This is a genomic window from Microbacterium sp. C448, from assembly GCF_000582705.2.
GTDB lineage: Bacteria > Actinomycetota > Actinomycetes > Actinomycetales > Microbacteriaceae > Microbacterium > Microbacterium lacus_A.
The window spans coordinates 448-18500 of record NZ_HG779805.1 but is presented as its reverse complement, the minus strand read 5'-3'; the positions used below and the strand labels follow the sequence as shown (position 1 = coordinate 18500).

Below are 18053 nucleotides of genomic sequence, written 5' to 3'. Positions count from 1 at the left end.
GGCAAGGGACACTGTCAGCCGATCGAGCCGCGACGCGGGCCGTCGGAGTCCGGGTCTGCGGGGCCAGGATCCTTCGGAGGGTCGTCCGCTTCCGCGTCGAGCATCGCGAGCTCTTCTTCGAGACGACGGATGCGCTCATCCTGGTCCGAGAACGTCCCGCCGCCGACGCGTCCGAGGAACTCGGGATCGTCGTCGGGTGCGAGCGCGAGCTTCAGCCGTGAGGGGCGCGATCGGCCCACCACGAACCACAGGGCGCCGCCGAGAACGGGGAGCAGAATGACGATCGCAATCCACGTGGTCTTGGAGACTCCCCGGTGACGGGTCGGTGGCTGCACGGCGACGTCAACGATGCTCACGACGTAGAACGCCAATGCCAGCACCGCCACGATCAGGAGCACGCGGGGCATAGGGTCCATCCTAGGCGCGCGGGGTGGGTCGAGACCCGTCGTTGCGCAACTGTGAGGGTCTGCCCAGGCCAGCCTTCGGGCCGGAAGCGCCGACTTAGGATGAGAGGGTGAAGGTTCCGCCGGTTCTCGTCTACAGCGTGCTGCGTCTGCTCGCGTTCCTGGTTCCGCTCGGCCTCATGCTGCTGCTTCCGATCTTCCGGGAGAACTGGCTCATCGCCGTCGTCTTCGCGGCCCTGATCGGGCTCAGCCTGTCCCTGCTGTTCCTCCGTCAGCCGCGCGCCGCCGTCGCCCAGGGCCTCGCGAAGCGCCGGTCCGACTCACGGGCGCAGGTGCCCGACGAGGATGCGGAAGACGATCTGTCAGCCGACGAACGCCCACGCGAGTAGCGCGGCGTAGCCGAGCGACGTCACCGACGTCAGCGCCAGCGCCGTCACGAGTTCGCGCGGCGCCCGGAACGTCCAGACGATCAGGATGGCCGGGAGTCCCGCGAGCAATGCGAGCAGCGTGAGCCACGCGATCGGATAGACCAACGCCAAGAAAGCCGCGATTCCGAACGGCACGAGCACGAAGACCGTGAAGAGCACCTGGGTTGCCCGCTTGCCGATCAGAACCGTGAGCGTCCGTTTGCCCGCGCTCCGGTCCTGGTCGATGTCGCGCAGGTTGTTGGCGAGCAGCACGGCGCAGGCGAGCAGGCCGATCGCGACCGCCCCGAACCACGCCTCCTGCGGAACGTACAGCGCCTGCACCCAGGTCGTACCGATCGTGGCGACGAGCCCGAAGAAGACGAACACGAAGATCTCGCCGAGCCCGAAGTATCCGTAGGGGCGACGACCGCCCGTGTAGAACCACGCCGCGACGATGCAGGCCGCACCGACGGCGATCAGCCACCACTGTTCGGTGCGGATCACGATGGCGAGGCCCGCGACGGCGGCGAGGGCGAAGAAGACCAGCGCGACGGTGAGGACCGTGCGGGGCTTCGCACGACGGGCACCCGTGAGGCGTCCCGGACCCACCCGGTGGTTGTCGGTGCCGCGGATGCCGTCGCTGTAGTCGTTGGCGTAGTTGACGCCGATCTGCAGGCACACCGAGACGGCGAGGCACGCGAGCGCGATGACCCAGTGGAAGATGCCGGTCGCGAGAACGGCGGCTCCCGTGCCGACGACGACGGGCGCGATCGCCAGGGGCAGGGTTCGGGGACGCGCGGCACCGATCCAATCCCGCGCGGTTGCGGGCTTGACTGTCACGGCGTCGGGGCGACCGCTCCGACGCGGGTCGCCGCCGCCACGCTGCTTCTTACCGGTCCGCTTGCGAGTTGTACCTGCCACGAGGGTTCATCCTAGGCGGATCGCCTCTCAGTGCTTCGAGCCGGTCAGCGCGAGCACGCCACCCAGACCGATCATCATGCCGCCGCCCGCCGCCGAGAGACGCTCGACGCGGCGCGGGCTGCGGGCGAACCAATCCCGGGCAGACCCTGCGGCGAGCGCCCACACCGAATCGCTCGCCCACGCCAGGAACGCGAAGATGACACCGAGCTCGAGCATCTGCAGGGGAATGGTCCCCGCGCCGTAGTCGACGAACTGCGGCAGGACCGCGACGAAGAAGGCGATCGTCTTGGGGTTGGTCACGCCGACCACGAATCCCTCACCGACGAGGCGCCTCGTCGACGAGGCGGCAGCGCCGGCAGCGACCGCAGCCGCTGCCTCTCTGCGGTGCCGGATGGCCTGGATGCCCAGCCAGATCAGGTAGGCGGCTCCGGCGAACTTCACGATCGTGAACAGCACGACCGACTGCGCGACGATCACACCCAGCCCGAGCGCGACCAGCATCACCAACACGAGCATGCCAAGCGTGGTGCCGACGACCGACAGGACGCCGCCTCGGCGGCCGAGCGCGAGAGACCGGCCGATGATGAACAGCACCGAGGGCCCGGGCATGACGATCAGCACGAGCGAGGCGATGAAGAACGCGACGAGCTGGGGCCAGGGAACCATGCCGCGATCCTATTCCCGCGCGAGATCCTGCCTCATGCCGGTCCGATCAGGTTTACCCGAAGGCAGCTGCGGGATCGCTCGTCGCGCGATCCGCGCGGGGCGAGCGGCGGGTCCGATCGCCTCGGCGACGGCCGCGCGGGCGGCTTCGAGCAGCGCGGCGTCGTCTGCACCCTCGATCGACTCGAGGACGATGACGGATGCCTCGCCCCACCGCTCGTCCGGCACGCCGATCACCACGGCATGCTCGAGCCCGGGCACCCCCCGCACGACCGCCTCGACGCGATCGAGCGAGACGTTCACTCCTCCGGAGACGATCACGTTGTCGCGGCGCCCGGTGACACGCACGACGCCGTCCTCGACCGAACCGGTGTCGCCCGTGCGGTAGCGGCGGGTGCCGTCGGGGTCGACCGGGAAGGTCGCGGTCGTCAGTGCGTCGTCGCCCAGGTATCCGTCGGCCAACGTCGGCCCCGCGATCACCAGCTCGCCGCCTATCACGCGCACATCGACACCGTCGAGCGGCACACCGTCGTAGACGCACCCGCCGCTCGTCTCGGTCGAGCCATACGTGCGGACGACGCGAATTCCGAGGGCGTCGGCGCGCTCGCGCAGTGGCAGGGGAAGCGCCTGCCCGCCGATCAGGATCGTTTCAAAAGACCGCAGGGCGTCCTGCACGCCCGGCTCCGTCTCGGCGGCGGACACGAGCGTTGCGAGCTGGGCCGGCACGAGCGAGGTGTAGCGCGACGCCGACACGGGCATCTCGTGCGCGGCCGCGACGAACGCATCCGGGGTGAATCGTCCGTCGAGGTACACGGGCCGCGTCCCCGCGAGGTGCGCGCGCACCAGAACCTGCAGCCCCGCGACATAGGCCACCGGCAGCGCGAGCAGCCACGCACCCTCGCCGATACGCGCGGCCGTGGCGGTTGCCGAGGCCCGCAGCGCCGCGGTGCTCACGACGACGGTCTTCGGCACGCCGGTCGAGCCGGACGTTGTGATCAGGATCGGTTCGACGCCGCTCAGCAGGGTCGGCAGCGTCGCGGCGAGGGCGCGCGGATCGCTCGACGTGTCGCTCATGCGGGCGCTAGAACTGCCAGGGGTAGGGCGCCCAGTCGGGCTCGCGGCGCTCGAGGAACGCGTCGCGGCCTTCGACGGCCTCATCCGTTCCGTAGGCGAGCCGCGTCGCCTCGCCGGCGAAGACCTGTTGCCCGACGAGTCCGTCGTCGACCGCGTTCATCGCGAACTTCAGCATGCGGATCGAGGTCGGCGACTTACCCAAGATCGTCCGCGCCATCGCGAGAGCCTCGCGCTCCAGCTCCGCGTGCGGCACGACCCTGTTGACCGTGCCCATCTCGCGACCGCGCTCGGCCGAGTACTCCTCGGCGAGGAAGAAGACCTCGCGCGCGACCTTCTGGCCGACCTGCTTGGCGAAGTAGGCGCTGCCGTAGCCCGCGTCGAACGATCCGACATCCGCATCCGTCTGCTTGAACTTTCCGTGCTCGGCGCTCGCGATCGTCAGGTCGCAGATCACGTGCAGGCTGTGCCCGCCCCCGGCCGCCCAGCCGGGCACCACCGCGATCACGACCTTCGGCATGAACCGAATGAGTCTCTGTACCTCGAGGATGTGCAGGCGCCCCGAACGGGCAGGGTCCGTGACGGATGTCTCGTCCTCGGAGTACTTGTAGCCGTCCCGGCCACGGATGCGCTGGTCTCCTCCGGAGCAGAACGCCCATCCGCCATCCTTCGGGCTCGGCCCATTGCCCGTGAGCAGCACGACGCCGATCTTCGGGTCCTGGCGCGCGACGTCGAGAGCTCGGTAGAGCTCATCCACCGTGCGCGGACGGAAAGCGTTCCTCACCTCGGGACGGTTGAAAGCGACGCGCGCGATGCGTCCGTCGATCGACACGTGCGCCGTGATGTCCGTGTAGGCGTCCGCGCGGGGCGCGAGGCGCCACTCCGCGGGATCGAAGATCTCCGAGACCATGGCCCCAGCCTAGGCACCGGCAGGAGCAAGATGGGGACATGACGGATGCATCACCCCTTCCCTCGTTCGCCGACCTCCGCGAACGCGCGGTCGTCGTGACCCTCCCCCTGCGCGTCCGCTTCCGCGGCCTGGACGCGCGCGAGGCGCTGCTGATCGAAGGGCCCGCGGGGTGGACGGAGTTCTCACCCTTCATCGAATATGGCGACGACGAGGCCTCGACCTGGCTCGAGGCAGCGCTCGACTACGGCTGGCACGAGCTGCCCGAGCCGCGGCGGACCGACATCATGGTCAACGCGACGATCCCGGCCGTGCCCGCAGCATCCGTCCCCGAGGTCCTCGCGCGCTTCCCCGGGTGCCGGACCGCCAAGATCAAGGTCGCCGAACCCGGTCAACGCCTCGCCGACGATGTCGAACGCGTGCGTGCCGTTCGACACGAGCTCGGTGCCGAGGGGCGCATCCGCGTCGATGCGAACGGCGGGTGGAACGTCGACGAGGCCGAGCATGCGGTGCACGCCCTCGCCGAGTTCGACCTCGAGTACATCGAGCAGCCGTGCACGACCATCGACGAGCTCGTGCAGCTGCGCGAACGCATCCGCTACCTCGACATCCCGATCGCGGCCGACGAGAGTGTGCGGAAGGCCGAGGACCCGATCGCGGTCGCGCGAGCCGGGGCCGCCGATCTTCTCGTGATCAAGGCCCAACCCCTTGGCGGGATTCGCCGGGCCATCGACATCGTCGAACGGGCGGGTCTTCCCGTCGTCGTCTCCAGCGCCCTCGACACGGCGATCGGCCTCTCGATGGGCGTCGCGCTCGCGGCCGCGCTCCCCGACCTCGACTACGACTGCGGGCTGGGCACGTCCGCACTTTTCGAGACGGATGTCGCTGTGCTGGAGCAGAACGCGGGCTCAATCGCTGTTGGGCGCATTCGCCCCGATGCCGATGCCATCGAGCGGTTGGCCGCTGCACCCGAGCGCCGCGACTGGTGGCTCGCCCGCCTCGAGCGCTGTCTCGCTGTGCTCAGGGAGCGGGAGGGTCGATGATCAGCTGCGCGAGCCGGCCGATCTCGACGCTCGTGCGCCGGCAGAGCTGCTCGTAGTCGAGACCGGCCATCACGGCACGTACCGACGCGCCTTCCCACGCCATCAGCATCAGCCGGGCCGCCTCGTCGGCGGGTACGCGTAGCGCAAGGCGGCGCGTACGGACGATGTCGGCGATGATCTGAGCGACGCTCGTCACCATCTCGGCCTCTTGCGCGAGGTAGGCATCGGCGAGCGAGTGATTGCGGAGCGCGTGGATGCGTATCTCGCTCATCAGCAGCACGCCCAGCCGATCGTCGTTCGAGACGTCGAGCACCTCCTGAACGATCGAGAACGCGTCGGCGCTCGGAGTGGTGTCAGCGTGCTCGAGCTCCCCGACCCGCGCCCGCACAGCGGCGACCCTCTCTCGCGCAACGCGACCGGCGAGCTCGAGGAAGAGTTCTTCTTTGCTGTCGAAGTTGGAGTAGAAGGCGCCTCGCGTGTAGCCCGCGCGCTCGCACACGGCCTCGACGGTGGCCGCATCCAGCCCGACTTCCGCGAACACTTGAGCCGCTGCGTCCAGGAGTCGCTGACGGGTCGCCTCACGGCGACGGGTCGTCGCGACGGTTCTGTCAACCGTGGTGTCACCCATGCGCGCTCCCTCCGAGCAATCCTCACATCGACTACACAGCCTTGCCCTGCGCGGACGTTTTACGATACACCTATGTATCGGATACACCGGCGTATCGATATGACCACTCGAACGCCCTGGAGGCCGTGTGTCCACTCTCCTCTACTCACTGGGACGTTGGGCGTACCGTCACGGCTGGCGGGTGCTGATCGCGTGGCTGTTACTCCTCGGCCTCGGCGGCGCCGGCGCCGTGCTGCTCGGCCAGGGAACCGATAACTCGTTCTCGATTCCCGGCACCGAGGCACAAGAGGGCCTCGAGCAGCTGAGCCGCACATTCCCCCCGGCGAGCGGCACCAGCGCCCAATTCATCGTCGTCGCGGCGGAGGGCGATCGCGTCGATGAGGCCCCCTATCTCGATGACATCCAGGCATCCATCGCCGAACTCGAAGACATCGACGGCGTGTTGGCGGTCACGGATCCGTTCGATGAGACGGTTTCCGGTCTCGTCACCGAGGATGCGTCCGCCGCGATCGTCCGGCTGCAGTTCGACGGGCAGGCGACGGATGTCTCGGCCGAGACCCGCGCCGCACTCACCGACGTCGTCACTGAGCTGCGCGACGAACTACCCGCGGGGTCCGAAGCCGAGCTCGGCGGCGACCTGTTCTCGACATCGGTGCCGGGGGTGACGATCACGGAGGCCGTCGGCATCCTGATCGCCCTGCTCGTGCTCATCGTGACCTTCCGATCGTTCCTGGTCGCGGGGCTCCCCCTCGTCACCGCACTCATCGGCGTCGGTCTGTCGATGGCGCTCATCCTTTTCGCCACGGTGTTCACGACCATTTCGTCGACGACGCCTCTGCTCGCACTGATGCTCGGGCTCGCGGTGGGCATCGATTACGCGCTCTTCATCGTCGCTCGACATCAAGACCAGGTGCGGTCGGGCATCGATCCGGAGGAGTCGGTCGCGCGCGCGACGGGAACCGCGGGTTCGGCGGTCGTCTTCGCCGGAATCACCGTGCTCATCGCCTTGATCGGACTCTCGTGCGCGAACATCCCCTTCCTCACGACGATGGGTATCGCTGCCGCCGTCGCCGTGGCCATCGCCGTGCTGGTCGCGCTCACCCTGACCCCCGCCCTCTTGGGATTCGTCAAGGGGCGCGTACGTGGACGGATGCCGCGGCCGAGGACGCCGCGCGCCCGCCGGTCGGGTCCGACGCGCCCTCGCCTCGGCTTCGCGCAGCGGTGGGTCGGCGGCGTGACGAAGCACCCGGTCATCACGACCGTGGCGCTGATCGTCGGCCTCGGCATCACCGCGATCCCGGCGACACAGCTCGCCCTGGCCCTGCCGAACGCGGGGATGCTGCCCGAGTCGTCCGAGGCGCGCAAGAGCTACGACCTCATCGCCGAGGAGTTCGGTCCCGGGTTCAACGGACCGCTCATCATGACGGGCACGATCGTCACCTCGACCGACCCCGTCGCCCTGATGGACGACCTCGCCGCCGAGATCGAGAAAACCCCGGGGGTCGACACGATCGCTCTCGCGACACCCAACGAAACCGCCGATACGGGCATCATCCAGATCATCCCGACGACCGCGCCGGATGACCCGGCCACCGCGCAACTCGTCCGCGATCTGCGCGCGCTGCACGATCAGTTGCTCGACGAGTACGGTGTCGACCTGAAGGTCACCGGGTTCACCGCCATCGCGATCGACATCTCCGATCGCCTGGGCGCCGCGCTGCTCCCCTTCGCCATTTTCGTCGTCGGGCTCTCGTTCATCCTGCTGATGATCGTGTTCCGCTCGATCGCCGTGCCGCTCACCGCAGCACTCGGCTACCTGCTCTCGGTGGCCGCCGCCTTCGGCATCGTCGCGGCTGTCTTCGAGTGGGGGTGGTTCGCCGATCTGCTGCACGTCACCCGCACGGGCCCCGTGATCAGCTTCATGCCGATCGTGTTGATGGGTGTGCTGTTCGGGCTCGCCATGGATTACCAGGTGTTCCTCGTGACCCGCATGCGCGAGGACTTCGTGCATGCGTCCCGCGAGCGGCGTGGCCGCGCAGACCGGCTTACCGCAATCGGCGCCGTGCGCTCGGGATTCACCGCGTCGGCGCGCGTCGTCACAGCGGCCGGTTTGATCATGTTCGCGGTCTTCGCGGCCTTCGTGCCCGAGGGCGATACCTCGATCAAACCGATCGCGTTGGGTCTAGCCGCGGGAATCGCGATCGACGCCTTCCTCGTTCGCATGACGCTGATCCCCGCGGTCATGGCGCTCCTCGCCGACAAAGCCTGGTGGATTCCCCGCTGGCTCGACCGGATCCTGCCGCACATCGATATCGAGGGCGACGCCGTCCGCCGCGAGATCGAGTACGCGGACTGGCCCGAGCCGGATACCACGGCCGTGGCCGTGGCCGAGGACCTCTCACTGGTCGAGGATGATCGCGTTCTGTTCGCCGGTGTCGACCTTCGCCTCGAGTCGGGGCAGACCCTCGTGGTGACGTCGTCCGAACCGATCGCCGCACGGAGCCTGCTCCTGACACTCGCCGGCCGCATCGCACCCAGCGACGGCGTGCTGAAGGTCTGCGGGCACCTGCTGCCCGGCCGGAGCGCCTGGGTGCGCTCGCACGTCGGCGTCGCGTTGCTCACGGACACGGATGACCCGATGGGCGAGCTGCGAAGCGCGCTGGCCGGTTCGCCGCGCCTCGTCGTGATCGACGGACTCGACGCCGTCATCGGCGACGCCGAACGAGACCAGGCATCCGCGCTGCTGCGCGACGCTGCCGACCGGTCGCCCGACGGAAGGCTCACCGTGATCGCCTCGGCCCGGCGTGAGCCCGCGGCCCTCGCCCTGCTCGCGGAGGCACGACGGCCGGACGTGACGGGATTGACTTTGACGAAGAACGTAGCTCGCACGAGCTCGAATGAGGTGAACGTATGACTCTTCCGATCGAGCGCGCGCGCTCGCGCCGCCCCGTGACCTGGCTGACCGTGCTGGGGGTGCTCCTGCTGCCCGCCGTGCTCGGCGGAATCCTCGTGACCGCCCTCTACAACCCGACCGAACGCCTTGACGAGATCACCGCGGCAATCGTGAACGACGACGAGCCCGTCACGGTCAATGACCAGTACACGCCGCTGGGTCGTCAGCTCTCGGCCGGACTCGTCGAGGGATCGGACGACCTCGACTCGAACCTGACCTGGGTGCTCTCGAACGATGAGGACGCGGCCGAAGGTCTCGCCGACGGCACGTACGACGCCATCGTGACGATCCCGTCGGGCTTCTCGGCCGCCGCGACCTCATCGGGTCAGGCTCTGGCCGACTCTGCCGCGACGACGCCCGAGAAGGCCGTCATCGAGGTGGCGACGTCATCCGAATCCCTGCTCGTCGACGACGCGATCACCTCGCAGGTCACACAGACGGCCGCGACCGTCATGGGCGAGCAGATCTCGACCCTCACCCTCGAGAACGTCTTCCTGAGCTTCACAACGCTGTCTGACCAGATCGGTCAGGCGGCAGACGGGGCAGGGCAACTCGCCGACGGCGCCGCGCAGGCGGCCGAGGGCGGTGCGGTGCTCCCCAGCGGCGCGACACAACTCGCCACGGGCGCGAGCTCGGCCGCCTCCGGGGCAGGAGAGCTTGCCGGTGGTCTCGACACGATCGCCGGCGGCATGCGCAGCTCGGCGGGCGGGGCAGCGAGCCTCGGCTCGGGTATCACGCAGATCGCGGACCAGCTCTCGGGCACGCAGCTCTCCCAGGCCGCGAACGGGGCGTCCCAGCTCGCCGCCGCTGTCGACGCGCAGAGCGGCGGCACGACGGCTGCCCTGACGCAGCTCGTCGCGGACTGCGACGCATCCGGCGCCTCGGGCGCGTTCTGCACCTCGTTGCAGTCAGCGCTCGTGAGTTCGAGCACGACCGATGCGTACGCCGATCAGCTCGTACCCGCAGCCGCCGGCACCGCAGCCGGGGTCGGTCAGATCACCGGCCCGACCTCTCCCGTTGTCGACGGTCTGCGCCAGTCCGCCTCCGGGGCGACCTCGCTCTCGTCCGGGCTCACGCAGCTCGCCGACGGCACGACCGCGAGCGCGAACGGCGCCCGCGGACTGCAGAACGGCACCGCGCAGCTCGCGACGGGGGCCGAACAGCTCGGCGCCGGCGCGCAGACGCTCGTCGACGGCGTCGGGTCTCTCGCAGACGGCGCGACCTCGCTCGCCGACGGCCTCGACGAGGCCACCGCGGCCCTGCCGACCTACACCGACGACGAAGCGACGAGCCTCGCAACCGTGCTGAGCAACCCCGTCGGCACCGAAGGCATCGGCACATCCCTCTTCGGCGCATCCGCCATCCCGTTGCTCTCGATGGCCGTGCTCTGGTTCGGGGGCCTGGCGACATTCGTCGCACTGCGCGCCGCGACCGGCCGTGCCCTCGCCGCACGCGAATCCACGGTGCGCCTGACGCTGCGGGCCTTCCTGCCCGCCGCTCTTCTCGGGGCGGCCCAGGGCCTACTGGTCGCGATCGTCGCGCAGTTCGCGGCCTCGTACGACTGGGGCCAGTGGTGGACGTTCGCCGCCGTGTGCATGATCGCCGGGGTCGCCTTCGCGGCCGTCAACCAGGCGCTCGTCGCGGTACTCGGGGGTGCTGGCCGCTGGGTCGCGGCGCTCGTCGGGGTGCTGGCGCTCGCGACCGGAATCGTGTCGACCGTACCGGGGCCCCTCGCCTCGATCGCCGGCCTCTTGCCCACAGCTCCGGCGTATCACGCGATGGTCGGTGCCCTCACGGGCGCCGGCGGGGTCACCGCCGGTGGCGTCGGCCTGATCGCGTGGGGCGCACTGTCGCTGATCGCGAGCATGGTCGTTGTCGCGCAGCGCCGCTCGACCTCGGCGCGGGCTCTGCTCGCGGCGCAGCCCGCCTGAGCTCCAGGCCCGCCCCGGCATCGCCGGCACGCGGATGTCCCACCTTTTCACCCCAAGACTGAGCGTCAGGTGAAAAGGTGGGACATCCGGCGCGGAGAAGAGACTTACGACAGGCCGCTGTACGCGTGCAGACCCTTGAAGAACATGTTCACGATCGTGAAGTTGAACATGACCGCCGCGAAGCCGATGATCGCGAGCCACGCCGAACGCGTGCCGCGCCAACCGCGGGTCGCGCGGGCGTGGATGTATCCGGCGTACAGCACCCAGATCACGAAGGTCCAGACTTCCTTCGTGTCGAAGCCCCAGTAGCGACCCCAGGCATCCTGCGCCCAGATCGAGCCGGCGATCAGGGTGAACGTCCAGAAGATGAAGCCGACGATCGCGAAGCGGTAGGCCAGGCTCTCGAGCGTGTCGGCGGTCGGAAGCGTCCGCAGGAAACGTGGTGAGGGCTTCGCTTCGGATGACTCGGATGCCTCGACCGCACGCCGCTCGCGACGTGCCTGCATGAGCTGCACGACCGACAGGGCGAAGGCGAGCGCGAAGAATGCCGTGCCGAGCGAGGCGACGAAGACGTGGATGACGAGCCACACGCTCTTCAGCGGGTCCATCAGCGGAACGACCTCGGTGTAGAGCCCACCGAGGAGCACTCCGGCGAGAAGGATCACGATGAGGCCGGTGATGAACGTGCCGAGGAAGCGGAGGTCGTAGCGGAACAGGACGACGAGGTACACGGCGACGATCAGCAGGGTGCCGGTCATCGAGAACTCGTACATGTTCGACCAGGGGACGCGTTCCGCCGCGATTCCGCGCGTGATCGTGGCACCGAGGTGGAACAGGAACGCCAGAACGGTCAACGCCGTGCCGACGCGGGCCCACATCTGCCGCGGGCGACGGGGAGTCGCGGCCGGCTGAGCGGTGTCGACCGAGCCGGTTCCGCGGGCCGGCGCGCCCGATCCGAGACGCGTGCCCACCCCGACCAGCTCGCGCTGCGTCGCGTACTCGGGAACCCCCTTGGCGTCGACCGCCATCGCCGAGCGGCGTGCGAGGTCAAGGGCGTAGGCGATGAACGCGAGGGCGTAGATCGCGATGGCCGTCCAGATCAGGAGCACCGATACGGCGTCCAGCGAGAGCGTTTCGTCGGCGGGCATGGCCTCAGTTTACGTCGGGGGTGGGGGCCGAGCGGCGGTTGCCGCTGCCGTTATCGACCGGCTCGGCGGGATCGACGACCGGGTGATCGAATGCGGCGATGTGCCGATCCGCAACCTGCGTGACGGCCGCCCGCAGCGCGGGATCTTCACCACGGGCGAGTCCCGCGTATTCCAGATCGATGAGCGGGCCGTCGGCACTCTCGCGCACGGCTGCCTTGACCCACACGCGGCGACGCGGCACGAACAGGGCCGTGAGCAGCCCGAGCAGCGCCAGCACGGCGAAGACCAGAACCCACACGGCGGACGGATCGCGGTGAACCTGCAGCGATGCGAAGCGCTTGACCGGAGCCTCCGAGGCGATCGTCGCGGACTCGTCCTCGAACGTGACCGTGCCGAGGCCGTTCGGCAGATCTGCCGTCTCGCCGGGGCGCAGCTCGATCGAGTCGGTGCCGGTCGACCCACCGGTGAGCTGGGTCATCTCGCCGACATCGAGCGTGTAGACCGAGCGGGGTGTGCCGTCGTTGATGCCGAGGTCGCCCTGGAAGACATTCAACGTGAGGACCGGGTTGATCAGGTCGGGGAAGGTCGACGTGTAGGCCCCCGACGTGAGTACGTCCTGCGTCGGATAGAAGAATCCGATCATGCCGAGCTGCTCGGGGAAGCCGTCCGCGACCTTCACCACGCCGAGCGAGGTCATGTTGGTGTCTTGAGGCAGGAAGGGCTGCGATTCGCGATACTGCACGACGCCCTCGGCATCGCGCACGACGATCGTCGGCGCGTAGCCGTTGCCCAGCAGATAGAGCTTGTCGCCCGCGAGGTCGACCGGGTGGTTGACGCGGATCGCGTCCTCGGCGGACTGACCATCGGGCTCGCGCGTCGTGATGACGGCGGCGAAGTCTCCGGCCTGGCCGACGGCGTTCGTGCCGAAGCCCTGGTACGAGACCTGGAATTCGTCGAGGGTGACGGCGTAGGGCGCGAGGCTCGTGCCGTCGACGAACCGACCCGGGTTGAAGGATGAGTAGTCGGTGAGCGTGTTCACAAAGGTCGTGCCCTCGACCACCACGCGCTGAGCGGTGTATGCGAAGCCGCCACCGAAACCGACCGCGATCAGCACGCCGACGAGGGCGATGTGGAAGACGAGGTTTCCGGTCTCGCGCAGGTACCCACGCTCCGCCGAGACCGACCAGGTGCCGCGGGAATCATCCCGCTCGACGCGGTACCCGCCGCGGCGCAGCTGCTTGGCGGCGAGGTCGATGGCGTCGGATGCCTGGGCCGCGGCATCCGTCCTCTCCGAAGCCTCGACGCTGTGCTTCTCGTAGTCCGCGAGACGCGACAGGCGCACGGGCGTCCGCGGCGGGCGCGACATGAGCGCCTTCGCGTGGTGCTTCGCACGCGGGATGACGCAGCCGATCAGCGACAGGAAGAGCAGGAGGTAGATCGCGGAGAACCAGGGCGACGTGTAGACGTCGAAGAGGCTCAGCCCATCGAGGATCGGCGCGAGATCGGGCTGATCGGTGTAGTACTGCGTGACGCCGTTCGGGTCGGCGCTGCGCTGGGGAACGAGGGATCCGGGAATGGCCGCGATCGCGAGCAGAAGCAGCAGCACGAGGGCTGTGCGCATGCTCGTGACCTGACGCCACGCCCATCGCAGCCACTCGATCGGTCCGAGGCGCGGGGCCGAGACATCCGCCGCGCCGTCCGCGTGGTCGCTCGGGCGAAGCGGATCGGATGCCGATCCGTCGTTCAGGGACCCGCCGCTGTCAGAGGGGGAGCTGGACATTGCCGATCACCGCCCCGAGACGCGACATGATCTGACCCCAGAATCCGGTGACCATGAGCAGACCGAGGGCGACGAGCATGAGGCCCCCGATGATGTTGACGACACGGATGTGGCGGCGCAGGAAGTCGACCGACCGCGTCGCCCAGCCGAGGCCAAGGGCGATCAGGATGAACGGGATGCCGAGCCCGAGCGAATACGCCAGACCCAACCAGGCCGCGCGCCAGGGGTCGCCGAGGTTCCAGGAGACCGAGACGATCGCGGTGAGGGTCGGGCCGATGCACGGGGTCCAGCCGATGCCCATCGCGAGCCCGAGCAACGGGGCACCGATCAGCCCGGCGTTGCCTCGCAGTTGCGGGCGGAGCGTGCGCTGAGCGACGCCGAACATGCCGATGAAGACCAGCCCCAGCAGGATGATGACGACGCCCATGATGCGGGTGATGAGGTCGCCGTACTGGATGAAGAAGCGGCCGGCCGCACCGCCGAGGATCGTGACGGTCATGAAGACGACCGTGAATCCGGCGATGAAGAGCAGGACCCCGCCCAGCAGACGTCCACGACCCGCTTTTGCGGCGCTCGAACCCGCGCCGCGCGGCGCGACGGAGCCGCCGATGAAGCCGAGGTACCCCGGCACGAGCGGGAGCACGCACGGCGAAAGGAACGAGATCAGCCCGGCGAGCAGGGCGACGGGGATCGCGAGCCACAGAGCGCCATCGACGATCGTGGCCCCCGGATTCACGGGTGCTCCGCATTCATGACGACTCCGCCAGCAGGTCGCCCACGAGGGTCGACAGGATCGACGCGCTCTGCAGCTGACCGATGATCCGCGCAGCGACCCGACCCTCGCGGTCGAGCACGAGCGTCGTCGGCGTCGCCTGGATCGGGGTCGCGTCGGCGAACGCAAGCCCGACATTCTTGTCGTTGATGTCGATCACGCTCGGGTACGTGACGCCGTAGGTTTCAGCGAAGGCCAGGGCCGTATCGGGCTGGTCATAGGTGTTAACGCCGAGGAACGAGACATCCTGTCCCTCGTATTCCTGCCAGACCTGCTCGAGCAGGGGCGCCTCGACGCGGCACGGGCCGCACGCGGCGTACCAGAAGTTGACGACCAGCACCTCGCCCGCGGAGTCCTCGTTCGAGACCGGATCGCCGAGCTCGGTCACGCCCGCGAACTCGACCGGTTCGCCGCGCTCGGCGGCGGGGATCTCGACGACGTCGTAGCTTCCGGCGATGTAACCCTTGTCACTGCCCTCGCGGTACTCGTCGGCGAGGGGGTCACCGCCACCCGTGCAGGCCGCCAGCGTCACCGCGAGCGCGAGAGCGGCAACGCCGCCCAGCATCCGTCGCACGTTCATACCGCCCCCACATCCACGGCGCCGGCGGTGTTCGCGGGCTCCGCATAGTCCACCTCGCGCCACACATCGCCGTGGCGCTCGAAGCTCGTCACGCTCGAGAGCGCGCAGCGCCGACGGCGGGGATCGTGGCGCAACGGCAGCCCCGCGACCGACAGGTGTGTGACCCAGATCGGCAGTTGGTGCGACACGATCGCGACGTCGCCGCCGTCGGTGGCGTCCCACGCCTCGTTCATCGCCGCGTGCATCCGCTCGACGACGCTCACGTAGGGCTCGCCCCAACTCGGGATCTCGGGCCGACGCAGATACCGCCAGTTGGCGGGATTCGCGAGCGCCTGCTTCATGCGGCGCCCCTCGAAGACGTTGGTGGGCTCGATCACGCGCTCATCGACGCGCGGTTCGAAGCCGAAGAGTTCGGAGAACGGAATCGACGATTCGCGAGCGCGCTGCAGCGGAGAGCAGACGAGGGATGCCAGGGGCCGGTCGAGATCATTGACGTACCGCGCCGCGTCGGCGGCCATCCGGCGCCCGTCGGCGCTCAGCCCGAACCCGGGAAGGCGGCCATAGAGCACGCGCATCGGGTTGTGCACCTCGCCATGCCGCACGAGGTGGAGGCGGTCGGCGGGCACCTCTTCAGTCTACGTGGGGCGCTTCTGTACGGTCTCTGTGCGGACCTTATGAGAGGGCCCCTCCGCGGCAGTGTCGCTGGTTTTCGGGTGTGCGAGACCGCCCAGCCGACGTTCTGCGACGACCAGACCGATCACGAGCGCCGCGCCCAGCACCGCGAGTGCGATGGGCGCGAACACGGGGTCGGTCGGTGCGATCGGTACCCCGACGCCGCTGGTCTGGCCGGGGCCCAATTCCTGCCACGGCCAGAGCGCTCGGAGCGACCCGAGCATGAGTCCCGCCATTGCCAGCAACGTGAAGCGGCGAACGTGGTCGAGCAGCCACTTCATGACGCGGACGATCGTCACCAACCCGAGCAGGGCGCCCGCGGCGAAGACGCCGAGGTAGGCGAGGTCGAATTGATCGACCGCGATGAGCGTCGGCGAGTACAGCCCGATGGCCAGGAGGAAGAAGGAGCCCGAGATACCCGGCACGACAAGCGCGCACACCGCGATCGCCGCGGCGATGAACACGACCCAGAGGGGCGGGTCTACGGTGATCGTGCCGCTGGCCAGATCCACGAGCAGGTAGGCGGTCACGGCGGCCGCGGCGAAGGCGAGGAACCCGAGCAGACGAGACACGATCGAGCGGCTGCGCTTCGGGATCAGCGCGAGGGGCACGACGATGCTCGCAGCGACGAGACCGAAGAAGAGTCCACGAGACGCCTCGGCGTGGGTCGAGACGAGGGATTCGATCGTGCCCGCCAAGAGCACGACCATGGCGATCATCCCGACCATCAGGGGAAGGATCAACGACCACTCGACGTGGCGCATCTCGGCCGCGAAACGCTGTTTGCGGTTGGGGCCCGTCACCCAGACCTTGACCGCGGAGGTCAGGTGGGCCGCGGAATCAATCAGGCGCTCATAGACGCCCGTGATCAGGGCCACGGTTCCACCCGAAATACCCGGCAACAGCTCGGCGATCCCGATCAGGCCACCACGAACCGCGTTGATGAGCGAACGGAGGGTGGCCCGGCGGCGCGAGATCGTCGAGGTCAGCGTCATGCATCAAGGGTACGGGTGGGGCGCCTTCCGGATGCTGAGAGGGCCGCGTCGGGAGTCCGCGAACGATCGCGGCGCGCGCGCAACAGGGCGCGTGTGCGGGCATAGAGGAACCATGCGACGCCGATGGCGACCGCGGCGATGACGACGTACTGCAGGATCCCCGTGTATTCCTCGACGATCGGCCAGGACTCACCGAGATAGAAGCCCGCGAGGACGAAGATCGTGTTCCAGACCGCACTGCCCGCGGCGGTGAGCAGGCCGAACTTCCACAGCGGCATCCGCGTTATTCCCGCGGGAATCGAGATCAGGCTCCGGAAGATGGGAATCATCCGTCCGAAGAAGACGGCCTTGCCGCCGTGACGGCGGAACCACTCCACGGTGCGGTCGATGTCTTCGGGATGCAACAACGGCACCTTCGCGGCGATCCTCCGCAGTCGCGGGAGTCCGAGCACCGCTCCGATGCCGTAGAGCAGAAACGCCCCGACGATCGAGCCGAGGGTCGTCCAGATCAGCGCCTCGGCGAGGGTGAACGTGCCGCGGCTGGCGGTCAGACCCGCCATCGGCAGGATGACCTCGCTCGGCAGCGGCGGGAAGATGTTCTCGAGGGCGATGGCGATACCGGCGCCGACCGGCCCGATGACCTCCATGAGCGACACCGACCAGTCGACGATCGCCGTAAGCCACGAGCCGTCGGAGACGTGGACTGCTGTGGTCGTGGCGCTGATGATTGCGGTCATCGGGTGCCTTCGCGCTCGGTGATCGTGCTCGGTCGGTGGATCGTTTTTCAGAATATGAGCCGCGGGTGTCCGGATTCTGTGAGCCAGACCTCCGTTCGTTGAGCGCGCCGCAGACGAGACGCAACGCTCCTCGCACCGGTCGTTGAGCGAGCCGAAGGCGAGACGAAACGACGACCCAAAACTGTTCTCGAACATGAGAACTATTTCATATCTGACCAGCCCAAACCCCCTCTGAATGTCGGTGGCCCTCGGCAGAATTGAGGTATGGAAAACCTCGTCGACACGCTGCGCGAACTGGTCGCGCACGTCGGCGAGGTCGTCGATCGAATGCACGACGAGGGGCTCGTGGCGGCGGCATCCGATGCCGATCAGGCGGTCGCACTCGAGTTGTTGGGTCGGCTCGGCCGCCGTGTCGACGCCGTGACGATCGAGGCCGTTTCG

17 protein-coding genes are annotated in these 18053 nt (G+C 68.6%); 4 read left to right on the top strand and 13 right to left on the bottom strand.

Translation table 11 applies throughout. The features are described 5' to 3' along the window. Positions 1–14: 14 nt before the first annotated feature. The gene (locus tag MIC448_RS14930) at positions 15–407 is read right to left on the bottom strand and encodes a PLD nuclease N-terminal domain-containing protein (RefSeq protein WP_036301559.1); all 393 of its coding nucleotides are present in this window, start codon (positions 405–407) and stop codon (positions 15–17) included. A gap of 107 nt (positions 408–514) precedes the next feature. On the opposite strand from MIC448_RS14930, the gene MIC448_RS14925 reads away from it, so the two are divergent. Then, complete coding sequence (locus tag MIC448_RS14925; protein WP_036301557.1) at positions 515–793, top strand: DUF4229 domain-containing protein; 279 nt, start codon at positions 515–517, stop codon at positions 791–793. On the opposite strand, the gene MIC448_RS14920 is transcribed toward MIC448_RS14925, so the two are convergent. Genes MIC448_RS14920 through MIC448_RS14905 form a run of 4 tightly spaced genes read right to left on the bottom strand, consistent with a single transcriptional unit; the run spans position 767 to position 4376 of the window. After that, positions 767–1732, bottom strand: a complete 966-nt coding sequence (locus tag MIC448_RS14920; RefSeq protein ID WP_036301556.1) for a 1,4-dihydroxy-2-naphthoate polyprenyltransferase — start codon at positions 1730–1732, stop codon at positions 767–769. The two genes, MIC448_RS14925 and MIC448_RS14920, sit on opposite strands and share 27 nt — an antisense overlap. A 27-nt stretch (positions 1733–1759) precedes the next feature. Continuing rightward, the gene (locus MIC448_RS14915; protein WP_036301554.1) at positions 1760–2398 is read right to left on the bottom strand and encodes a LysE family translocator; all 639 of its coding nucleotides are present in this window, start codon (positions 2396–2398) and stop codon (positions 1760–1762) included. Positions 2399–2407: 9 nt separating this feature from the next. After that, positions 2408–3469: an AMP-binding protein gene (locus tag MIC448_RS14910; protein ID WP_081766460.1), complete on the bottom strand. Its 1062-nt coding sequence runs from the start codon at positions 3467–3469 to the stop codon at positions 2408–2410. A 7-nt stretch (positions 3470–3476) separates the two neighbouring features. Next, the gene (locus tag MIC448_RS14905) at positions 3477–4376 is read right to left on the bottom strand and encodes a 1,4-dihydroxy-2-naphthoyl-CoA synthase (RefSeq protein ID WP_036301552.1); all 900 of its coding nucleotides are present in this window, start codon (positions 4374–4376) and stop codon (positions 3477–3479) included. Positions 4377–4414: 38 nt separating this feature from the next. On the opposite strand from MIC448_RS14905, the gene MIC448_RS14900 reads away from it, so the two are divergent. After that, positions 4415–5416 (top strand): o-succinylbenzoate synthase, encoded by a 1002-nt coding sequence (locus tag MIC448_RS14900; protein WP_036301550.1) that lies wholly within the window; start codon positions 4415–4417, stop codon positions 5414–5416. On the opposite strand, the gene MIC448_RS14895 is transcribed toward MIC448_RS14900, so the two are convergent. After that, positions 5394–6044: a TetR/AcrR family transcriptional regulator gene (locus tag MIC448_RS14895; protein ID WP_036301548.1), complete on the bottom strand. Its 651-nt coding sequence runs from the start codon at positions 6042–6044 to the stop codon at positions 5394–5396. The two genes, MIC448_RS14900 and MIC448_RS14895, sit on opposite strands and share 23 nt — an antisense overlap. A gap of 127 nt (positions 6045–6171) precedes the next feature. Here MIC448_RS14895 and MIC448_RS14890 point away from each other — a divergent pair, with 127 nt between their 5' ends. Both MIC448_RS14890 and MIC448_RS14885 read left to right on the top strand, forming a co-directional pair. Next, a complete protein-coding gene (locus MIC448_RS14890; RefSeq protein WP_036301545.1) occupies positions 6172–8958 on the top strand; it encodes an efflux RND transporter permease subunit in 2787 nt (928 codons plus the stop codon). Then, on the top strand, positions 8955–10928 hold the full coding sequence (locus MIC448_RS14885) for a YhgE/Pip domain-containing protein (protein WP_036301543.1): 1974 nt from the start codon (positions 8955–8957) through the stop codon (positions 10926–10928). The genes MIC448_RS14890 and MIC448_RS14885 overlap by 4 nt, the downstream gene beginning before the upstream one ends. A gap of 104 nt (positions 10929–11032) precedes the next feature. Here MIC448_RS14885 and ccsB read toward each other — a convergent pair whose 3' ends face one another. The 7 genes from ccsB to MIC448_RS14850 are packed head-to-tail and all read right to left on the bottom strand — an operon-like array spanning position 11033 to position 17612. After that, positions 11033–12076, bottom strand: coding sequence for a c-type cytochrome biogenesis protein CcsB (gene ccsB / locus MIC448_RS14880; RefSeq protein ID WP_036301540.1), 1044 nt, complete (start codon positions 12074–12076; stop codon positions 11033–11035). A 4-nt stretch (positions 12077–12080) separates the two neighbouring features. Then, positions 12081–13856 carry a cytochrome c biogenesis protein ResB gene (locus tag MIC448_RS14875; protein ID WP_051514131.1) on the bottom strand — a complete coding sequence of 592 codons (1776 nt, stop codon included), beginning with the start codon at positions 13854–13856 and terminating at the stop codon, positions 12081–12083. Beyond that, positions 13837–14592, bottom strand: coding sequence for a cytochrome c biogenesis CcdA family protein (locus MIC448_RS14870; RefSeq protein WP_036301537.1), 756 nt, complete (start codon positions 14590–14592; stop codon positions 13837–13839). The genes MIC448_RS14875 and MIC448_RS14870 overlap by 20 nt, the downstream gene beginning before the upstream one ends. Before the next feature lie 13 nt (positions 14593–14605). Continuing rightward, positions 14606–15208: a TlpA disulfide reductase family protein gene (locus tag MIC448_RS14865; protein ID WP_036301534.1), complete on the bottom strand. Its 603-nt coding sequence runs from the start codon at positions 15206–15208 to the stop codon at positions 14606–14608. Then, a complete protein-coding gene (locus MIC448_RS14860; protein ID WP_036301531.1) occupies positions 15205–15834 on the bottom strand; it encodes a histidine phosphatase family protein in 630 nt (209 codons plus the stop codon). Before MIC448_RS14860 ends, MIC448_RS14865 begins: the two co-directional genes overlap by 4 nt. A gap of 9 nt (positions 15835–15843) precedes the next feature. After that, positions 15844–16875: a DUF368 domain-containing protein gene (locus MIC448_RS14855; protein ID WP_081766459.1), complete on the bottom strand. Its 1032-nt coding sequence runs from the start codon at positions 16873–16875 to the stop codon at positions 15844–15846. Further along, positions 16872–17612: a DedA family protein gene (locus MIC448_RS14850; RefSeq protein ID WP_051514127.1), complete on the bottom strand. Its 741-nt coding sequence runs from the start codon at positions 17610–17612 to the stop codon at positions 16872–16874. Before MIC448_RS14850 ends, MIC448_RS14855 begins: the two co-directional genes overlap by 4 nt. Positions 17613–18053: the final 441 nt, after the last annotated feature.

Coding starts and splice junctions, on each gene's coding strand:
- MIC448_RS14930 (WP_036301559.1), bottom strand. CDS start 407: ATGCCCCGCGTGCTCCTGATCGTGGCGGTGCTGGCATTGGCGTTCTAC.
- MIC448_RS14915 (WP_036301554.1), bottom strand. CDS start 2,398: ATGGTTCCCTGGCCCCAGCTCGTCGCGTTCTTCATCGCCTCGCTCGTG.
- MIC448_RS14910 (WP_081766460.1), bottom strand. CDS start 3,469: ATGAGCGACACGTCGAGCGATCCGCGCGCCCTCGCCGCGACGCTGCCG.
- MIC448_RS14905 (WP_036301552.1), bottom strand. CDS start 4,376: ATGGTCTCGGAGATCTTCGATCCCGCGGAGTGGCGCCTCGCGCCCCGC.
- MIC448_RS14900 (WP_036301550.1), top strand. CDS start 4,415: ATGACGGATGCATCACCCCTTCCCTCGTTCGCCGACCTCCGCGAACGC.
- MIC448_RS14895 (WP_036301548.1), bottom strand. CDS start 6,044: ATGGGTGACACCACGGTTGACAGAACCGTCGCGACGACCCGTCGCCGT.
- MIC448_RS14885 (WP_036301543.1), top strand. CDS start 8,955: ATGACTCTTCCGATCGAGCGCGCGCGCTCGCGCCGCCCCGTGACCTGG.
- ccsB (WP_036301540.1), bottom strand. CDS start 12,076: ATGCCCGCCGACGAAACGCTCTCGCTGGACGCCGTATCGGTGCTCCTG.
- MIC448_RS14875 (WP_051514131.1), bottom strand. CDS start 13,856: ATGTCCAGCTCCCCCTCTGACAGCGGCGGGTCCCTGAACGACGGATCG.
- MIC448_RS14865 (WP_036301534.1), bottom strand. CDS start 15,208: ATGAACGTGCGACGGATGCTGGGCGGCGTTGCCGCTCTCGCGCTCGCG.
- MIC448_RS14855 (WP_081766459.1), bottom strand. CDS start 16,875: ATGACGCTGACCTCGACGATCTCGCGCCGCCGGGCCACCCTCCGTTCG.
- MIC448_RS14850 (WP_051514127.1), bottom strand. CDS start 17,612: ATGACCGCAATCATCAGCGCCACGACCACAGCAGTCCACGTCTCCGAC.